Here is an 18,326-nt window from a genome sequence, read left to right as displayed (position 1 = left end):
TAAGAAACAATCAATAGTAAGAAGCAATCAATAGCGTCACAGATAATCAAAGGCTAGCCGGTTGGCTAGCCTTTTTAGTTCATACAGTGGACGCGACATGGTTTCTGGCTGGTGAATCCATGCCGTGTCATTTGGTGTGTGTAAGCTTTAACGTATTGAGATTAATTGCGTTAAATACAGTCATCAGAACGTATAGTTAACTTGGGCTGAGCCCGCCCAGGCGTCGCTTTTCGCACTGCGGAACGGGTATTCCTGCCCATCCACATACGTTTCTGTAAATGTATCCCTTTTTCCTCGGATGTACATGATACCGACATCGAATGACCACTGAGAGGTGTAGCGATAAGTCGCGCCTGTCGCATACCAGTAACGGCTGGCATCAGGAATGCTCAGCGTTGCGGCACCGGCTTGCTCATCGTAGGAATACCCGGCACGTAAGGTCCATTGCGGCGATAAAAAGTAAGTGGCACCGATGGAATAACGGAAACTGTCATCAAAATCTTCTTCTTTCAGTAGACACAAGCTGTTGCGGCATTCCTTACTGGTTGCCCTGAGCTCTTTAAACTCACTCCACTGGGTCCACTGAATACTATAATGAAGCGCCCACTGGCTGGTGAACTGATGATAGCCACTAAATTCTGCAATGGCAGGGAGCACCACGGTTAAGTCACTGGTTGTTTTTTGTGGGGTATCATACGAGGCGCCGGGAATACTGGCACCCTGAGAGTCAACAAATTCACCGCTGAAGTCCAAATCCACCTGCGACCGATAATTAAGGCCAAAGCGATGATTGGCATTCAGCTCCCACAGTATCCCGGCATTCCAGCCCCATTCCCAGGTGTCGCCGGTCATCTTGACGAGATCCTGGGATGGCGATATGCCGTAAGCGGTCGACAACCCGCCAAAATGCCTTTTGAGTTCCGCATCGGCGTAAACCAGTGACACGCCTGCGCCGACACTCAAGTGTTCATTGATACGCCATGCCAGGTTTGGGTTGATGTTGATGGTCAGTAAATCCGTTTTACCGGCCAGTGACCCGAAATGGGCTTCCGTCGGGTATTCGGTGGCGACGCCATAGGACGAAAACAGCGCCAGCCCCCATGCCCACTGGTCGTTGACCGGCTGGATGAAGTAAGAGGCCGGTATTGCCGCAAATGGCGCGATGTCATTGTATCTCTGAGGTGGCTCGGTATTGAGTGTTTCAATATCGACTTCCGGGTTCAGTAAGGTTAATGCGCCGGCAATCTGTATGCGGTCAAATCGGGTCATTGATGCCGGGTTATGGGCCAGCGACGCGGCGTTGTCGGCAATGGCCGCTTCGCCGGCAAATGCTCTGCCAAGTCCAGAGGCGGAGTGCTCATTCACCTGAAATCCGGCAGCAAATGTGTTGAATGACAGGAAGATACAAGTTGCAGGAAGGAGCGTGGGTGCGATTTTTCTATCCATGATGTTCGCCTTTTAATAATTCTGATTGTTCTGTCCGTGAATGAAAATTGTTGAACCTCTCCAGTCGGTCAAAAGCAGTATAAAGACGGAAAAACCCATTGTTAACATGTCGTTAACAATGGGTTTTTTTATAAAATATACGAAAACTCAGCGTCTTAATTTCAAAGTGGTCAATAAAAATGAAATGACCGTTTGGATTATTTACTCTATTGATTGCTCTGTGAGACTTCTTTTCAGAAGCGCGGTGAAGGTGTTGTTTGAATGAATCAGGCGCTAAAAGTGCGAGCGTTTAATTTTCACTGTGTCTCTTTTTTTCTGCGTTTTCGTATTTGCTATTACGATCACAAAATAGATTGCGATGGCGCAGCGAAATGTCGGGCTATGACAAACCGTAAAGAGAAAATCAAAGAGCAAAGGGCACGTAGCATGAGGACAAAATAAAAGAGGCCAGCTTAAACGCTGGCCTCTTTACGCTACGAATAGCGGGGTGTGACGGTGTGTTATTCCGGTTGAATCAGCGTGCCATCCGCGACAAAAACACCTTGACCGCCGCTGGCGTTAAAGGTCGCAACTTCCAGTTGGGCCTCATTGGTAGCGGCTTGAGCCGTACCCGGGTCAAGAGGATTCCCTTCGCCATCGACCAGCTGAGGCGCAATCACTGTGCTGTGCTGTGCCAGCGAGCCGCTGTTAAAGCGGGCAATGTGTCTGACTTCACCACTGCTGTAGTTGTTCAGATCATCCAGTTTCAGCTGTTTGGCTAACGGTTCTGTACCACCCATAATGCTGAATTTCATGGTTTGGTTCGGAATGACACTGTCATTGGCCGCTTGCATCACGTACACCGGGCCGTTGACATCTTTCGCCAGGTTATATGGATCCACTGTATCCAGTACCGTTTGTGCAGCGTAGCCAAACTCACTGAAAAGCGCATCAATTGTGCCCTGAGTCGTTGTATCCAGGCTGCCGTAGAAGGTGTTGAAGCATGCTCCGCCTAAAGCGCCTGCACTGCCACAGTTCGCCACATAGGCATCCACTTTTGCTCCCATCAGCAGCGAGTGCTTGATTGTCGGGCCGAAAGTGGCAGATTCCAGCAGCAGGGACGGAATACCACCGCCTGGGTTAGCAAAGGCACCGGAAGTGAAGTTGAATAATGCATCGGCCTCTGGTTTACCCAGCGACTGGTTTGCCAGACGATAAGTGCCAATGCCGCTGATCGCCCCCAGTGAGTGACCAAAGAAACTGACATCCTGCGTATTCATCTGCGTAAGCAGCGGGTGGCCACCTGCTTGCATGATTGTCAGAGACGTACGTACCCCGAGATCATCAATGATGCTTTGGCGGATATTGTCACGTGCCACATTCAGGTATTGCAGGTTCATGTAAACCGATGCGGTGGCCGGAGTGGTGACGGTACCGTCAGCTAACGCTCGCTCACCATGCAGAGGATGATCAATCGCGATGATTGTTTTCGGGGTCATGCCTGCGGTTGATGCTGCGCCGATATGCTGGGCAGCAAAGACAAACGCGGTTTCTTTCACAGAAGTGATACCGTGCTGATAGATAACGGCACCGGCATCAGCCGCATTTGCCGGCATGATCAGAACGATCGGAACTTGTTTGACCGATTTGATCTGCGGCAGCGGGCTGTACTGTGTGACCAGACGTTCACTGTCGAGACGAGAGCCATCAGCCAGCGTGACTTTAGCACCGATCAGTTTGATAAACTCGACAGTGTCACCTTGCAGCAGCTTCGTGATGTCGATGCCTTGTAACGATGTCATCACAGCGGCTTTATCCGCATCGCTGCCTTCGGTCATGATGTGCTTGATTTTCGCCAGACTTGGTACTGCGCTCTGCCAAGGCGTTTTCATCCACTCCTGGTTGTCTGTTTCGTCGCTCAGGAAATAAGGCAGGTTGATAGTGCCGGTGAAAACTTGAAGGCCCAGCGTTGTGTATGCCCCTGCCAGTTGATCCAGCGTTGCTTGATCGTTGTTAACCAGCGCGCGCAGTGCCGGGTTGTTGTTCAAAAATGTCGGAATATTATCTACAGGGGTAATATCCATACGATACAGCGAGGTCAGATCCACGTTGTTCGGGTTGGCTTCCCCTTTCCAGATATCACCTGGTTGGCCACCGGCTTGCACTGTCGCAATAGTTTGTGCCAGAACGGCTTTGGTCGTATCCAGCACTTTACCTACAGAGGCGGTACTAAACCAGTTAGAGAAGATGATCTTGCTCTTATCGACGCCCGCGGCAGCAAACGTTGCTTCACTCAGGTGGGTCAGTTGTTGGGCAGGTTCCAGCGCAATGTTTGGGGTTGGGTTAGTCGATTTCAGAATCGAGTAACTGTTGCTCATACCAACCGGGTTACCTTTCGCATCTTTCAGATCAGAGGTCACGGCGTACTGATATTGGCTCGATGGCTTCAATGGTTTGAGCAGGGTAACGATCAGCTTATTGCCGGACGCGACCACTTTAAAATCACCATTGGCCTCTGACAATTTGACCGGTTGAACGTTGGCGTAATCGGCTGACGTCGGGTTACCGGTTTCCAGCATAAAGAAGCTGGCTGCCGCAGTGGTGGCATCCAATGCATTGCCGGTAAACTCGATCACCAGCGGTTGGCTGGTACTCCAGCCGTCATTTTTGCCGAAGGCCACTTCCGGGTTTGAGATATCAGTTGAGTAGGTTTCAGTTCCTACGCTGCCATCAGATTTGATGGTGCCATCGACGGAGTCCATCGCCAGGTACGTTGGCTTGACGATAACGGGATTCGACGGGTCTGAAACAATGTCAAATTTGACTTTGGTTTCTGCTTTCAAGCTCTCGCCAATACTCGGGTCCTGAGTTGGATCGCCGCTGAGTTTGGTGTCATCGCCACAAGCCGTCAGGCCCAGAGAAGAGGCAACCACCAGAGCAAGTAGATGTTTATTCATGTTATGTCCTTTATGCGTTATCAGGTGGTCAGAATCAGAACTTGTAGTTAATCTGTGCTGCGCCTAGCCAGGCGTCGTTTTCACTACGGAATTCGTATTCACGGCTATCGACGTATTCTTCTTCGAAGTTACTGCTCTTGCCGTACAGGTAGGTGATACCCACATCCATCGACAGGTCGTTGTTGTAGGTGTAGGTAAAGCCCGCAGAGTACCAGTAGCGATCGGTATCCGGGATACTCAGTGTTGCTACACCGGCTTGTTCATCAAAGGCGAAGCCTGCACGCAGGGTCCATTCCGGGTTCAGCGTGTAAGTCGCACCGATGGAATAACGGGTGTTGTCGTCAAAGCTTTCATCTTTAAATAGGCAGGTGTTGTTGACACAGTCCGGGCTGGTGGCTTTCAGCTCGGTGAACTCGCTCCACTCTGTCCACTGAATGCCATAGTGGATCGCCCACTGTTTGGTCAGCTGGTGGAAGCCGCCAAATTCAGCAATAGCCGGCAGGGGGATAGACAGCTTGCCATCAACGGTTTTCGGATTGCCCGGTGTGGAGCCGGCAACACCTGACCCCAGGTAATCGGTGAATTTGCCGTCAAAATCCAGGTCAACCTGCGAACGGTAGCTCAGACCAAAGCGGTGGTTTTCGTTCAGTTCCCACAGCATGCCCACATTCCAGCCCCACTCCCAGGTGTCGCCGTTCAGGTTAATCAGCGTCTGACTCGGAGATGTACCGAAAACCGCGCCCAGGCTGCCGAAATGGCGGTTCAGCTCTGCATCTGCATAAACCAGTGAAACACCTGCACCGACACTGAACTGATCGTTGATTCGCCATGAAATGTTCGGGTTCAGGTTAACTGTCAGCAGTTCCGTTTTACCGGCCAGGGCGCCAAAGTTGGCATCGGTCGGGTAATCAGTGGCGAAACCATAGTTAGAGAAAAGGCCGATACCCCAGGCAAATTTGTCATTGATAGGTTGGATAAAGTAACCGGCAGGAACTGCAGCAAATGGTGCCACATCTTCATACGTTTGCGCGGGTGATGAACCGACGGTGCTGATGTCGATTGACGGATCAATCAACGAGATCGCACCAGAAAATTCCATACGCTTGAACCTTGCCATCGCGGCCGGGTTACGCGCAAGAACGGATGCGTTATCTGCGATGGCGACTTCACCAGCAAATGCTCTGCCTAGCCCTGACGCAGAGTGCTCGTTGACCTGGAAACCGGCCGCTTGGGTATTCAGACTAAATAGCGCAGCGGTGACGGCTATGGCCGTGATGGAGATTCTTTTAGACATTATTATTCTTGCCTCTTTGTAGACTTTGCTTCTAGTTCTTCAATCCATGAATGAAAAACAATATATGGCTGTAATGTCTTGAGTGATTCCGCCAGGTGCCTTGGGGGTAACCCTGTATTTAACGTTATTCGCCCTGCTCAAGCGGGGGGATGAAGCACGGCTGTCGACCAGCACATTTTTATTGTACGGAAATCACTTTAAACATGACAAAACAGTGAAAATCAGTATATCGGGCAAACTTAGAAATGTTAACCTAATGTAACGTTATGTTTTTCATATAACTGTCTAATTGAGCATTGTTTAATTGCTTTGCGTTTAAAACGCACAATTAAATTGAGGGGATTGATTTGCAGGTTTGTGACAAAGCCCTGATTTACAGGGCTTGGTCTGAGGTCTGATGAGTTGACTTCGTTTGAATTATGCTTCTTCTTCTAGGTCAGCTGTTTGATTTTCGAAAACCGGCCAGCCCCCTAATTTTTTCCATTTGTTAACAATCTCACAAAATAATTCCGCGGTTCGCTCTGTGTCATACAGAGCGGAATGGGCTTCTTTATTGTCAAATGGGATCCCTGCCGCAGTACAGGCTTTGGCCAGAACTGTTTGTCCGAAGGCCAGCCCACTCAGTGCCGCAGTGTCGAAAGTCACAAACGGGTGGAATGGATTGCGCTTCAGGTTAGCGCGCTCAGAAGCCTCCATCACGAAACTGTGATCAAAGGTGGCGTTGTGCGCCACCATGATGGCACGAGAGCAGCCAGCGTTCTTGAGCTCTTTACGGATTTGCTTGTAGATTTCTTTCAGCGCGGCGTTTTCCGACACGGCACCCCGCAGCGGGCTGAACGGGTCGCGAATACCGTTAAAATCCAATGCTTCCTGATGAATCACCGCGCCCTCAAAAGGCTCGATGTGGAAATGCAGGGTGGTGGCAGGTTTCAGCCAGCCGTCTTTATCCATTTGCAGGGTGACTGCACAAATTTCCAGCAGTGCATCGGTTTTCGCATTGAAGCCTGCCGTTTCAACATCAACGACGACAGGAAAGTAGCCGCGAAAGCGACTTTTGAGAGTATTTAGTTCGTTATCTTGGCTCATAACACGGTGCTGAATAAAAATGAGTCGGCCATTATGTCAGATTCATTTCCAGACCTAAACCTTAAACTGGTTGTTCAGGCTGGCCAAGGACACCCAGGGAGGGAAACGCTAAAGTTTTTGACGAACAGCCCGATACGTTAGGTAATAGAACGGGGCATTGAGAAAGTCCTGGTGTTGAACCGGTCAATACCGCGGTATGATTGCTCTTCTGGCCGGGAATCGGTTCAAACGATGTCACGTTAACGAAAAAGTACGGTGAATGAGTGCGGTAGCAATGATGAAATCTCTTCTCACATATAGCGGTCTGGCGCTTTGCATGGCTATGGCGGTGAATACGTCTGTCTCAGCAAGACAGCTGTATGTCGCTAAACCAGCGCTGTCGAGCTGGAAGGTCGCTGTGGATACCCCACTTGAATGTCGAATGCTGCACACGGTGCCGAACTTTGGTGAAGCACAATTTGTTTCCCGTGCCGGTAAAAAGCTGAATCTGGATTTTGAACTGAAAATGCGCCGCCCGATGGGGCAGAGCAGCAATGTCAGCCTGGTGTCGATGCCGCCACGCTGGATGCCTGGTGACAAGGCCGAACGTATAACCCGTCTGAAATTTTATAAACAGTTCGATGGGTATGTCGGAGGGCAGACGGCCTGGACAATGCTTTCTGAGTTGGAAAGTGGCCGGTATCCAACCTTCAGTTATGCCGACTGGCAGCACCGCAATAAGCTGGTGGAAGTGTCGTTGTCTGCGGTGTCATTTCAGAACTCATACAACCAGTTCAGCCAGTGTATCGACAACCTCTTACCGTACAGTTTCGATGATATCGCCTTTACCGTATTGCATTATGGTCATAACAGCGATGAGCTGAACAAAATGTCTCAGCAGCGCCTGGCCCAGATTGCTGACTTTATCCGCTACAGTGATGATGTGGATTTGGTGCTGGTGGCAGCCTATACCGATGCAGAAGGCAGCAAGGATGAAAATCAGCAACTGTCAGAACGACGAGCCAAGAAACTGGAAGACTACTTTGTGACCATAGGGATGCCGAAAGACCGTATTCAGGTACAGGCGTACGGTAAGCGCCGCCCGATTGCTGACAGCAGTAACCCGATTGGTCGAGGGAAAAACCGCAGGGTAGTGATTTCCTTAGGTCGTTCAATTATTTAACTGGGCGCATTTGGTACTGCCTGAACCGGAATTTTCGCTGTCTTATAAATAATGCGGACCTTATAGCTGAACTGACTAAATTTACTAAGAACAACAATAGTAAGATAGGTAGTGGCTATGAAAAATCTGTTATGGCTCTTAATGTTTTGTACCGGCACTGTGCTGGCCGCGGACGATGTGGTGTTAGGCAGCGACACGACCAAGGTGGATAAAGAGCTGGCGGGCGAAGTGAGCGCTCAGCAAATCACTGAAGAGCAGGCAGAAGAAATGGGGCTGAACAGGGCAGAGACTTATGAACTGACCAGTACGGTCAGTGTCGAGAACCTGGAAATGCAAATCGCCGAAAAGCTTAAAGAAAGCATCATGCCGTACTATTCGATCGAATTTAACGATCCGACATCGGACGACAATATGTATCGTGCGGTCGTGACGGAATATTTCGGCAAGGTGGATTCCGAAGAAAACGCGGGAGATAACGCGGAAGACGAATAGCCTTTTCCGTCGCATCTCGCCATATGTAAAAAGCCCGTAATGCGGGCTTTTTACTGTTTGTTGCCGGAAACCCGAACGGGTTTATTCTTCCGGGTAGACCTTGTCTTTGTACTCGCAGAGGTCTTCAATAATACAGCTGCCGCAACGTGGTTTTCGCGCGACACAGGTATAGCGTCCGTGTAGGATCAGCCAGTGGTGAACATCCACTTTAAATTCCTTCGGTACCACTTTCAGTAGCTTCTGCTCGACCTGATCGACATTCTTACCCATTGCAAACTTGGTGCGATTGGATACCCGGAAAATATGCGTATCGACCGCGATGGTCGGCCAGCCGAAGGCTGTATTCAGGACCACATTCGCCGTTTTACGCCCGACACCGGGTAATGCTTCCAGCGCCTCACGATCTTCCGGTACTTCACCGCCATGCTGTTCAACCAGAATTTTACAGGTCTTGATGACGTTTTCGGCCTTGGAATTGAACAAACCGATAGTTTTGATGTGCTCTTTCACCCCATCGACACCCAGATCCAGCATGGTTTGTGGTGTATTGGCTACTTTGTAAAGTTTGTCTGTCGCCTTGTTAACACTGACATCGGTAGCCTGAGCAGAGAGGAGGACAGCGATCAGTAGTTCAAAGGGGGAGCTCCAGTTCAGCTCCGTTTCCGGATGAGGGTTTGCTGCTCGCAGGCGTTCCAGAATCTGGACACGCTTTTCATTGTTCATAGTTACTTCCAGTTAAAGCTAACAGGTAAATTTGTATTTATAGTTTTGTGCTTGGGTTTAAATCCACCGGACATCCTTGCCCGGCGGGATCGTTTCGGGGCGTTACCTTACTTTGGGCCGATTGCCTTATTGAGCCGAGGTAACCCGGGCGCGTTCAATAACCGGCTTTTCTTTTTCCGCGGCGGTTTTTTCTTCACGCTTTTTATCAATAACATTCTTCAGGGCAATCATAAAGCCTACGCCGATAAATGCGCCTGGCGGCAAAATCGCCAACAGGAAGCTGCTGTCAAAGTGGAACACTTCAATGCGCAGGGCGGCGGCCCAATCACCCAGCAGACGATCAGCACCGTCAAACAGGGTACCGTTACCCAGAATTTCCCGCAGTGCGCCCAGTACAACCAGCGCCGCAGTCATGCCGAGTCCCATCCATAGTCCATCAAGGGCGGCTGGCAGGGCGTTATTTTTGGAAGCGAACGCTTCGGCACGGCCGATGATGATACAGTTGGTCACAATCAGAGGGATGAAAATCCCCAGAGACTGGTATAAGCCGAAGGTGTAAGCATTCATCAGTAACTGAACACATGTCACCAGCGATGCAATGATCATCACAAAGACCGGGATACGGACTTCCGACGGCACCCATTGACGTACCAGAGACACAATCAGGTTTGAGCCCACCAGGACAGCGGTGGTTGCCAGACCCAGGCCCAGGGCGTTGGTGACGGTGGCAGAGACCGCGAGCAGCGGGCAGAGCCCGAGCAACTGCACAATGGCCGGGTTATTATTCCACAGGCCGTTTTTCATCAATTCGTTGTTCATGACCTCAACCTTATCCGCAATTCAGCGGCTGATCGAAAATGTGCTGCTGATTTTGCTGGTAGTACAGTGATACACGTTTTACCGCACCGACCACAGCACGTGGGGTGATGGTTGCCCCTGTAAATTGGTCAAACTCCCCGCCGTCTTTACGTACTGCCCAGCGGGTATCTTTCTCGCCGTTGACTTTTTTACCGGTAAAGCTGTTAATCCAGTTACTGATCCGGGTATCGATCTTGTCGCCCAGTCCAGGGGTTTCATTGTGATTGAGCACGCGAACCCCGGTTACCTTGCCATCAATATTCAGGCCGACGACCAGTTTAATAGCACCACTGTAGCCGTCAGGCGCAACGGCTTCGATAGCGATACCGGTTTTCTGGCCAGCTTTTTCAGCGACATAGGCTGGCATTGGGGTGGGTGTACCCAAATACTGTTCATTGTTGATCAGCGTACAGCTTTTATACAGTTCGTTATCATGGCTGTCGGCCGGGATAACCTGATTGAGTACCTTCAGCAATTCTTTTTGCTGCTGTTCCTGAATCCGGTCTTCAGTCAGCAGATTTGTTACTGAAACCAGAGTGGTCGCCAGCAAGGCAAAAATTGCCAGCAATCCCCCGTTTTTCTTCATTGCATTAATCATTGTTGCTCCATTAATGGCCAAAGGTGCGCGGGCGCGTGTAGTAGTCAATCAAGGGTACACACATATTGGCCAGTAGCACGCTGAATGCGACGCCATCCGGGAAACCGCCAAAGGTGCGGATCAGGTAAACCAGAACCCCAATCAGGGCGCCAAACACGAGTCGTCCTTTCACTGTTGTTGAGGCCGAAACCGGATCGGTCGCGATAAAAAAGGCACCCAGCATGGTTGCGCCAGAAAACAGGTGGAAAACCGGCGAAGCCGTGTTATCCGGGCTGATCATAAAGCCCAGCAGGCTGATCACAAACAGGGCGCCCAGCATACCGACTGGAATATGCCATTGAATGACCCGCATTTTCAGCATGATCAGGCCGCCAATCAGAAAACCGATATTGACCCATTCCCAACCGATGCCGGCAATGGTGCCGAAAACCGGCCCAGCCAGGATTTCAGTGGCGGTGTGGCCTGTTGTCAGGGAAGTCTTCAGGGTGTCCAGCGGCGTTGCCATGGTAACCCCGTCAACAGACAGTCTGAGTTGATGGATGCTGAAGCCGTCGGTGGTGAAACCGGTCAGGACAGCCATCAGGCTATCAGTCAGGCTGACAGGCTCTGCAGCCAGGGATTGTGGCGGCAACCAGGTTGTCATTTGTAGCGGGAAAGAGATCAGCAGAACCACATAGGCAACCATCGCGGGGTTGAACAAGTTTTGCCCCAAGCCCCCGTAAAGATGCTTGGCGATAACGATAGCAAACAGCGTACCGATAACGGCAATCCACCAAGGAGCCAGTGGGGGAATCGACAGACCAATCAATACCCCGGTCAGCAGCGCACTATTGTCACGCAGGTACGGTGTGATTGGGCGCTTACGCAGTTTCAGCACTGCTGCTTCCGTAACAACGGCAACAAGTGCAGCGAGGGCAATTTGAATTAATACTCCCCAACCAAAGAAATACCACTGGGCAGCAACACCCAGTGACGTGCAGAAGATAACCGTGCGCATCAGGCTGCTGGTGCTGCGACGGCTGTGCGCATGGGGTGAGCTGGCAATATTAAACGCCACGGTTATTTTTCCTCATTCTTTTCTTGAGCTTCTTTTGCGGCCTTGCGGGCTTTGGCGCGGGCAATCGCGGCGGCGACAGCGGCTTTCTTCGGATCATCTGATTGCACTACATCAGCCGGAGTTGATGGTGCCTCAGAAACTGGCTCAGCATCGTCGAGACTGCTGTCAGCCTGAGCCTGTTGCGCGGCCTTGCGGGCTTTGGCGCGAGCAATCGCGGCGGCAACAGCGGCTTTCTTCGGATCATCTGATTGCGCTGCATCAGAAACTGGCTCATCATCGTCGAGACTGCTGTCAGCCTGAGCCTGTTGCGCGGCCTTGCGGGCTTTGGCGCGGGCAATCGCGGCGGCGACAGCGGCTTTCTTCGGATCATCTGATTGCGCTGCATCAGCCGGAGTTGATGCTGCCTCAGATGCTGGCTCAGCATCGTCGAGACTGCTGTCAGCCTGAGCCTGTTGCGCGGCCTTGCGGGCTTTGGCGCGTGCAATCGCGGCGGCGACAGCGGCTTTCTTCGGATCATCTGATTGCGCTGCATCAGCCGGAGTTGATGCTGCCTCAGATGCTGGCTCATCATCGTCGAGACTACTGTCAGTCTGAGCCTGTTGCGCCGCTTTGCGGGCTTTGGCACGGGCAATGGCGGCGGCAACCGCATCTTTTTTCTCATCGCCGGAGGCAGAGGATTGCGGTGTATTCGTTGCGTCTACCGATGCACTTTGTGCATCTTCAGCCATTTTCGCGGCTTTACGCTCACGTGCCTGACGTTTACGCTCCTCGCGCAGTTTGGCCATCTCACTGTTATCAGGTACGGCATCGGTCGTTGCGGCTTTCGCAGCTTCGGCCTGTTTGGCTTTGGCGCGAGCAATCGCAGCAGCCACTGCTGGTTTCTTATCGGTCTCTTGGGTCGCGGCGGCCTGTTTGGCTTTCACGCGAGCGATAGCGGCTGCAACAGCATCGTCACCCCCTTTGTCTGCCATTTCCTGGCGGCGGGTGTCGGCGGCTTTCTTGAAGCGTTCTTCTCGTGCTGCTTTATCGCGTTCAAAGCGGGCCTGTTTAGCTTCAAAGCGCTGTTTCGCACGTTCAGCATTTGCGGCTTCTTCACGGCGTGCGTAAATTTCGGCTTTAGCCTGACGGTAGTAGCTTACCAGCGGGATTTCACTCGGGCAGACATAAGCGCAGGCCCCACATTCGATACAGTCGAACAGGTTGTATTCTTCACATTTGTCGAAATCCTCGTCTTTGGCGTACCACTGCAGTTGTTGCGGTAACAGAGACGAAGGACAAACTTCCGCACAGGCACTGCATCGGATACAGGCCATTTCATGGTTGTAGAGCGGTAGTTCGCGGCGTTTGGGCGCAAGAATACAGTTTGTGATCTTGGTGATCGGTACATTCGGGTGGGCAGGGTAAAGCCCATCAGCGACCCGCCGATAATCACGCGTGGGTATTTTTTGTCTGCTTTATAGCTGTATTTGTCCAGCAGGTAAGAGATTGGCGTGCCCAGCAGAGCAAAAACATTACCACGTTTTTTAATGGCTTCGCCGGTCAGGGTGACGACACGCTCAAGCAGTGGTTCACCATCGATAATGGCGCGCTTAACCGCAAAAGCGGTACCCACGTTCTGAACAATTACGCCGACGGCTGATGAACGTGACTGAGTCGGGACTTCACGTCCGGTCAGAATTTTCACCAGCTGCTTGGAGCTGCCGGACGGGTATTTGGTCGGAATGACACGGATCAGAATATTATCATCAGGCGTGACACACTGCTCCAGCGCTTTGATCGCCTCTGGCTTGTTGTCTTCAATACCGATGATGGTCATTTTGGGTTTGAGGATATGACGAAGGATGCGAATCCCTTCAATCACGTCCTCGGCGTAATCGCGCATCAGGCGATCATCGGCGGTAATGTAGGGTTCACATTCAGCCGCATTAATAATCAGAATTTCAGCCAGACCAAGGCTACCCTGAATTTTCCGTCCGGTCGGGAAACCCGCGCCGCCTAGACCGGCAATGCCGCTGAAACGGATGGCGTCAATTAGCTCGCCGGACTCCTTTTCCTGGTAATCCGGGATTTTATGCTGTGAGCCCCAGGTATCGTTGCCATCAGTCTGGATCACGATACACAAATCGGTCAGACCTGACGGGTGTGCCGTTGTACGGGGCTCGATAGCAGTGATCACGCCGGATGTCGGTGCGTGAACCGGTACCGACATACTCATGCCGCCTTTAGTCAGCGGCTGGCCTTTCAGGACTTTGTCGCCAACAGCAACCAGAATGTCGCCTTTGGTACCGATGTGCTGTTTTAACGGCAGCACCAGTTCGTCCGGAATACCGGCATGAGTGATGGGTGTTTTGTTGGAAATTTTTTATTTTCAGGCGGGTGAATTCCGCCGGGGAAGTCCCACAGCTGGCCTTGTTTAATTTGTTCGATAATTGACAGCATGTTACTTCACCGCGTTCTCGTTGTGCTCTGCCGGAAGGTTTACCACCGGAATCTGGTTTAAATTCCACTTCCAGTTTTCAGGCGTCGTTTCGACCGGAATCATCTCAATACAATCCGTCGGGCAAGGTGCCACACACAGGTCGCAACCGGTACATTCTTCTTTGATGACGGTGTGCAGGGCCTTCGTGCCGCCGACGATCGCATCAACCGGACAAGCCTGAATACATTTGGTACAGCCGATACACATGTCTTCGTGGATAAAAGCGACTTTTTTGATGCTTTTTTCCGGATCGTGCGCCATTTCCTGCACTTCAATGCCCATCAGATCGGCCAGTTTCTCGATGGTTGGCTGACCGCCCGGAGGGCATTTGTTGATGTCATCGCCGTTGGCAATGGCTTCTGCATAAGGGCGGCAGCCCGGGTATCCACATTGGCCGCACTGAGTCTGCGGTAGGATGGCATCAATCTGTTCGACAATCGGATCAGCTTCCACTTTGAAGCGGACGGAGGCGAACCCCAGGATCAGACCGAAAATAGCGGCAAGGACGGCAATCGCGATAACCGCAATGATTAACCCACTCATTTATAGTTTCACCAATCCAGTAAAGCCCATAAAGGCCAGAGACATCAGGCCCGCGGTAATCATGGCAATAGAGGCACCTTTAAAGGGGGTCGGTACATCAGCGGCAGCAATGCGCTCACGCATGGAGGCAAACAGTATCAGCACCAGTGAGAAGCCCACAGCCGCGCCAAAACCGTAAATCACGGACTCGATAAAGTTATGGCGTTCATTGATGTTCAGCAGCGCGACGCCGAGAACGGCACAGTTCGACGTGATCAGCGGCAGGAAGATACCCAGCAGTCGGTAAAGTGTCGGACTGGTTTTATGCACAACCATTTCGGTGAACTGAACGACAACTGCAATCACCAGAATAAAACTCAGGGTTCTGAGATATTGAATGCCCAACGGGACAAGGATGTAGGTTTCGACCAGGTACGCGCAGACCGAGGCCAGCGTCAGCACAAATGTGGTTGCCAGGCCCATACCGATTGCGGTCTCCAGTTTTTTGGAGACCCCCATGAAGGGGCAAAGCCCTAAGAATTTGACCAGTACAAAGTTGTTAACCAACACTGTACCGACAAGAAGCAGAAGGTATTCAGTCATACCGCCAAAATACAATTTCCAAAAGATCCTAATATTATCTGCCTTTGTAAGATCTATAACAACTCCCATCGAGCAGGGTTTTTGCTCTTCGGCGACCTTTTCGCCATTCATTCTGCGGTTGTTGACGGTTAAGTTAACTTTCCTTAACCAAAGTCACCAGAATTTAAAGCATGGCATCCTTTTGTCACTGTCGGCAGTTATCCGCTTGACCCTCGGGGCGAATGTAAAGGAGGGAACCTCAGAATCAGATTCCGATCCTAGGTGGAGTGTTTCGTAAAGTTGAAGGGCTAAAGTAAGAGTTTATGGTTAAATGTTGCTCAATTAGAGTTTGAATTAAACGCTCGTTAGAAAAAGCGTGAAAAGCGTCATTATCCGCTTGCTTTTTTCTTGGCCTGTAAAGACAAGGCGTTAGCTGAGTTATCCACGGAAACTGTGGATAAGTGTGTTAATTGATATATGGAAAAATAGCATAGAGCGCCCTTTTGATACGGTGTGGTTGCTTTTTGATCGATATCGTTAAAGGGAATAAATGGCTGTAATAGAAGGTATGAGCTAAAAAAGCAAGAGGCAGAAAATCTTATTTAGAGTAATTACTTCAGGTATTTCTTCTGGCACGTTTTTCTGTGAATTAAGAATCTCAGAAACTTGGATAAGCTGTGGGAAACTAAGTGCTAGTAAAGGTATAAAAGAGGTGGTGATAAGCGATGTATTGCCAAATAAAGTTGACAATGTGCTGTGTGAGGGCAGTGATAATACGCCGATAGCCAGTTAGGATCAATAGGTGAGATATAAATTTTTTGTTTCAGTTTTGAACCATGGCGTCGAGTGTAGATAAGGCCAGTTAATCCCTGATCAGGAGATACATAAAGCTATTGTGGCACGCTGGATCTTGGATGAATGATTGACATAATAAAACGGCATAGGACAATGTAGGCCACTGATCATATAGCCAGTACGGTAATTCTATGGATAAGTCTTCTAGCAAAACGTTTAAGCTGTCTTCCAACTATGCTCCTTCCGGTGACCAGCCGGGGGCTATTAAGCAGTTGCTGGAGGGGTTGGAAGCCGGACTGGCGCACCAGACGCTGCTGGGCGCAACGGGAACCGGTAAAACCTTCACAGTGGCGAATGTGATTGCCGAAGCAGATCGTCCTACCTTGATTCTTGCTCCCAATAAAACGCTGGCAGCGCAGTTGTATGGCGAGATGAGAGAGTTCTTTCCGGAAAATGCGGTGGAATATTTCGTCTCTTATTATGACTACTATCAGCCGGAAGCCTACGTGCCGACCACGGATACGTTTATCGAAAAAGACGCCTCGGTGAATTCTCACATTGAGCAAATGCGGCTGTCGGCCACTAAGGCGCTGATGGAGCGACGCGATGTCATCATTATTGCTTCGGTGTCGGCGATTTATGGTCTGGGGGATCCGGACTCATACCTGAAAATGATGCTGCATATTCGCCGTGGCGATATTATCGACCAGCGCGATATCTTGCGTCGTCTTGCGGAGCTGCAATATACCCGTAATGAGATGGCTTTTGAGCGGGGGCATTTCCGGGTGCGTGGCGAAGTCATTGATATCTTCCCGGCGGAATCGGAAAAAGAAGCCGTCCGTATCGAGCTGTTTGATGAGGAAGTGGAATGTATCAGTGTGTTTGATCCTCTTACCGGCGCCATTCTGCAGCGCGATCTGCCGCGTTATACCATTTATCCGAAAACCCACTACGTCACGCCGCGAGAACGGGTACTGGAAGCTATTGAAGGCATCAAAGTCGAGCTGATAAGCCGTAAAAAAGATCTGCTGGCAAATAATAAGCTGGTGGAAGAGCAGCGTATTACTCAGCGTACTCAGTTTGATATTGAGATGATGAATGAACTGGGCTTTTGTTCCGGTATCGAAAACTACTCCCGTTACCTCAGTGGGCGCGCGGAAGGTGAACCGCCACCGACACTGTTTGATTACCTGCCGCCAGATGGTTTGCTGATCATCGATGAATCCCACGTGACGGTTTCGCAAATCGGGGCTATGTACCGGGGGGATCGTTCCCGGAAGGAAAATCTGGTTGAGTACGGGTTCCGACTGCCGTCGGCATTGGATAACCGACCTTTGAAATTTGAAGAATTTGAAGCACTGGCTCCGCAGACGCTTTATATTTCTGCGACGCCGGGCAGCTATGAGATTGATAAATCTGGTGGTGAAATTGCAGAGCAGGTGGTTCGTCCTACTGGCCTGCTGGATCCTGAAATTGAGGTGCGACCGGTAGCCACCCAGGTGGATGATCTGCTCTCGGAAATCCGTATTCGAGAGGCCAAAAATGAGCGGGTGCTGGTAACAACCCTGACCAAGCGTATGGCAGAAGACCTGACTGAATATCTGAGTGAGCATGGGGTAAAAGTGCGGTACCTCCACTCAGATATTGATACCGTTGAGCGGGTTGAGATTATTCGTGATTTGCGTCTGGGTGAGTTTGATGTGCTGGTCGGGATCAACCTGTTGCGGGAAGGTCTGGATATGCCGGAAGTATCACTGGTGGCAATCCTGGATGCCGACAAAGAAGGCTTCCTGCGCTCTGAGCGTTCTCTGATCCAGACAATTGGCCGTGCGGCACGTCACCTTGAAGGCCGCGCGATTCTGTACGCTGACCGGATAACCGGGTCAATGGAACGGGCGATCAACGAAACTAACCGGCGTCGTGACAAGCAGATCGCGCACAATGAAAAGCACGGCATTGTGCCACAAGCACTCAACAAGAAAGTGTCCGACATCATGGAGCTGGGTGGTGCCGGTAAAGGCCGTAAAACGAATCGGGCTGCACAGCTGCATAAAGTGGCTGAGAAGAAAGGTACGTATAGCACGATGACTCCGCAGCAGCTGGAGTCGGAAATTCAGGGACTTGAAAAGCAAATGTATGATGCTGCCCAGAACCTGGAGTTTGAGACCGCGGCCGAGTTGCGCGATAAGATCCACAGCCTGAGAGAGCAGTTCATCGCGAACAGTTGAGTAGTCGTCGCTGAGCCGTAGTTTTTTTGTAGTTTGTATCTTTGCTGCATGTAATCAGTGGCTGAAAG

General features: G+C 50.9%; 13 protein-coding genes and 1 pseudogene. 3 read left to right on the top strand and 11 right to left on the bottom strand.

The genetic code is table 11. The features are described 5' to 3' along the window. Nucleotides 1-183: 183 nt before the first annotated feature. From FH974_RS10605 to rnt, 4 genes are all read right to left on the bottom strand, one after another. Nucleotides 184-1,446, bottom strand: a complete 1,263-nt coding sequence (locus FH974_RS10605; RefSeq protein ID WP_207103264.1) for an outer membrane protein transport protein — start codon at nt 1,444-1,446, stop codon at nt 184-186. 500 nt (nt 1,447-1,946) lie between these two features. Continuing rightward, a complete protein-coding gene (locus FH974_RS10600) occupies nt 1,947-4,382 on the bottom strand; it encodes a VolA/Pla-1 family phospholipase (protein ID WP_047884039.1) in 2,436 nt (811 codons plus the stop codon). A gap of 34 nt (nt 4,383-4,416) precedes the next feature. Then, nucleotides 4,417-5,676, bottom strand: coding sequence for an outer membrane protein transport protein (locus FH974_RS10595; protein WP_047884040.1), 1,260 nt, complete (start codon nt 5,674-5,676; stop codon nt 4,417-4,419). A gap of 417 nt (nt 5,677-6,093) precedes the next feature. Further along, a complete protein-coding gene (gene rnt / locus FH974_RS10590) occupies nt 6,094-6,762 on the bottom strand; it encodes a ribonuclease T (protein WP_047884041.1) in 669 nt (222 codons plus the stop codon). Nucleotides 6,763-7,036: 274 nt separating this feature from the next. Between rnt and motY the strand changes: the two genes are divergently transcribed. Both motY and FH974_RS10580 read left to right on the top strand, forming a co-directional pair. Beyond that, nucleotides 7,037-7,924: a flagellar protein MotY gene (motY, locus tag FH974_RS10585; protein WP_047884042.1), complete on the top strand. Its 888-nt coding sequence runs from the start codon at nt 7,037-7,039 to the stop codon at nt 7,922-7,924. A 117-nt stretch (nt 7,925-8,041) separates the two neighbouring features. Further along, nucleotides 8,042-8,416 carry a hypothetical protein gene (locus FH974_RS10580; protein ID WP_242551822.1) on the top strand — a complete coding sequence of 125 codons (375 nt, stop codon included), beginning with the start codon at nt 8,042-8,044 and terminating at the stop codon, nt 8,414-8,416. An 81-nt stretch (nt 8,417-8,497) separates the two neighbouring features. Here the strand turns inward: FH974_RS10580 and nth are convergent, their stop codons facing one another. From nth to rsxA, 7 genes and pseudogenes are all read right to left on the bottom strand, one after another. After that, a complete protein-coding gene (gene nth / locus FH974_RS10575) occupies nt 8,498-9,139 on the bottom strand; it encodes an endonuclease III (RefSeq protein WP_047884043.1) in 642 nt (213 codons plus the stop codon). A gap of 126 nt (nt 9,140-9,265) precedes the next feature. After that, the gene (locus FH974_RS10570; RefSeq protein WP_047884044.1) at nt 9,266-9,958 is read right to left on the bottom strand and encodes an electron transport complex subunit E; all 693 of its coding nucleotides are present in this window, start codon (nt 9,956-9,958) and stop codon (nt 9,266-9,268) included. Nucleotides 9,959-9,968: 10 nt separating this feature from the next. Continuing rightward, nucleotides 9,969-10,595, bottom strand: coding sequence for an electron transport complex subunit RsxG (rsxG, locus tag FH974_RS10565; RefSeq protein ID WP_047884045.1), 627 nt, complete (start codon nt 10,593-10,595; stop codon nt 9,969-9,971). 10 nt (nt 10,596-10,605) lie between these two features. Further along, nucleotides 10,606-11,652 carry an electron transport complex subunit RsxD gene (rsxD, locus tag FH974_RS10560; RefSeq protein WP_047884046.1) on the bottom strand — a complete coding sequence of 349 codons (1,047 nt, stop codon included), beginning with the start codon at nt 11,650-11,652 and terminating at the stop codon, nt 10,606-10,608. A gap of 2 nt (nt 11,653-11,654) precedes the next feature. Then, nucleotides 11,655-14,091, bottom strand: a pseudogene (rsxC, locus tag FH974_RS10555) (electron transport complex subunit RsxC). A gap of 1 nt (nt 14,092) precedes the next feature. Then, the gene (gene rsxB / locus FH974_RS10550) at nt 14,093-14,674 is read right to left on the bottom strand and encodes an electron transport complex subunit RsxB (RefSeq protein WP_047884048.1); all 582 of its coding nucleotides are present in this window, start codon (nt 14,672-14,674) and stop codon (nt 14,093-14,095) included. Continuing rightward, complete coding sequence (rsxA, locus tag FH974_RS10545; RefSeq protein WP_047884214.1) at nt 14,675-15,256, bottom strand: electron transport complex subunit RsxA; 582 nt, start codon at nt 15,254-15,256, stop codon at nt 14,675-14,677. A 965-nt stretch (nt 15,257-16,221) separates the two neighbouring features. Between rsxA and uvrB the strand changes: the two genes are divergently transcribed. Next, nucleotides 16,222-18,258 (top strand): excinuclease ABC subunit UvrB, encoded by a 2,037-nt coding sequence (gene uvrB / locus FH974_RS10540; protein WP_047884049.1) that lies wholly within the window; start codon nt 16,222-16,224, stop codon nt 18,256-18,258. The last annotated feature ends 68 nt before the right edge of the window (nt 18,259-18,326 follow it).

Origin of the sequence: Photobacterium ganghwense (assembly GCF_017329545.1) — a bacterium.
Classification (GTDB): domain Bacteria; phylum Pseudomonadota; class Gammaproteobacteria; order Enterobacterales; family Vibrionaceae; genus Photobacterium; species Photobacterium ganghwense.
Note: the sequence above shows the minus strand (reverse complement) of the source record. Positions and strands in the feature narration are given on the sequence as shown.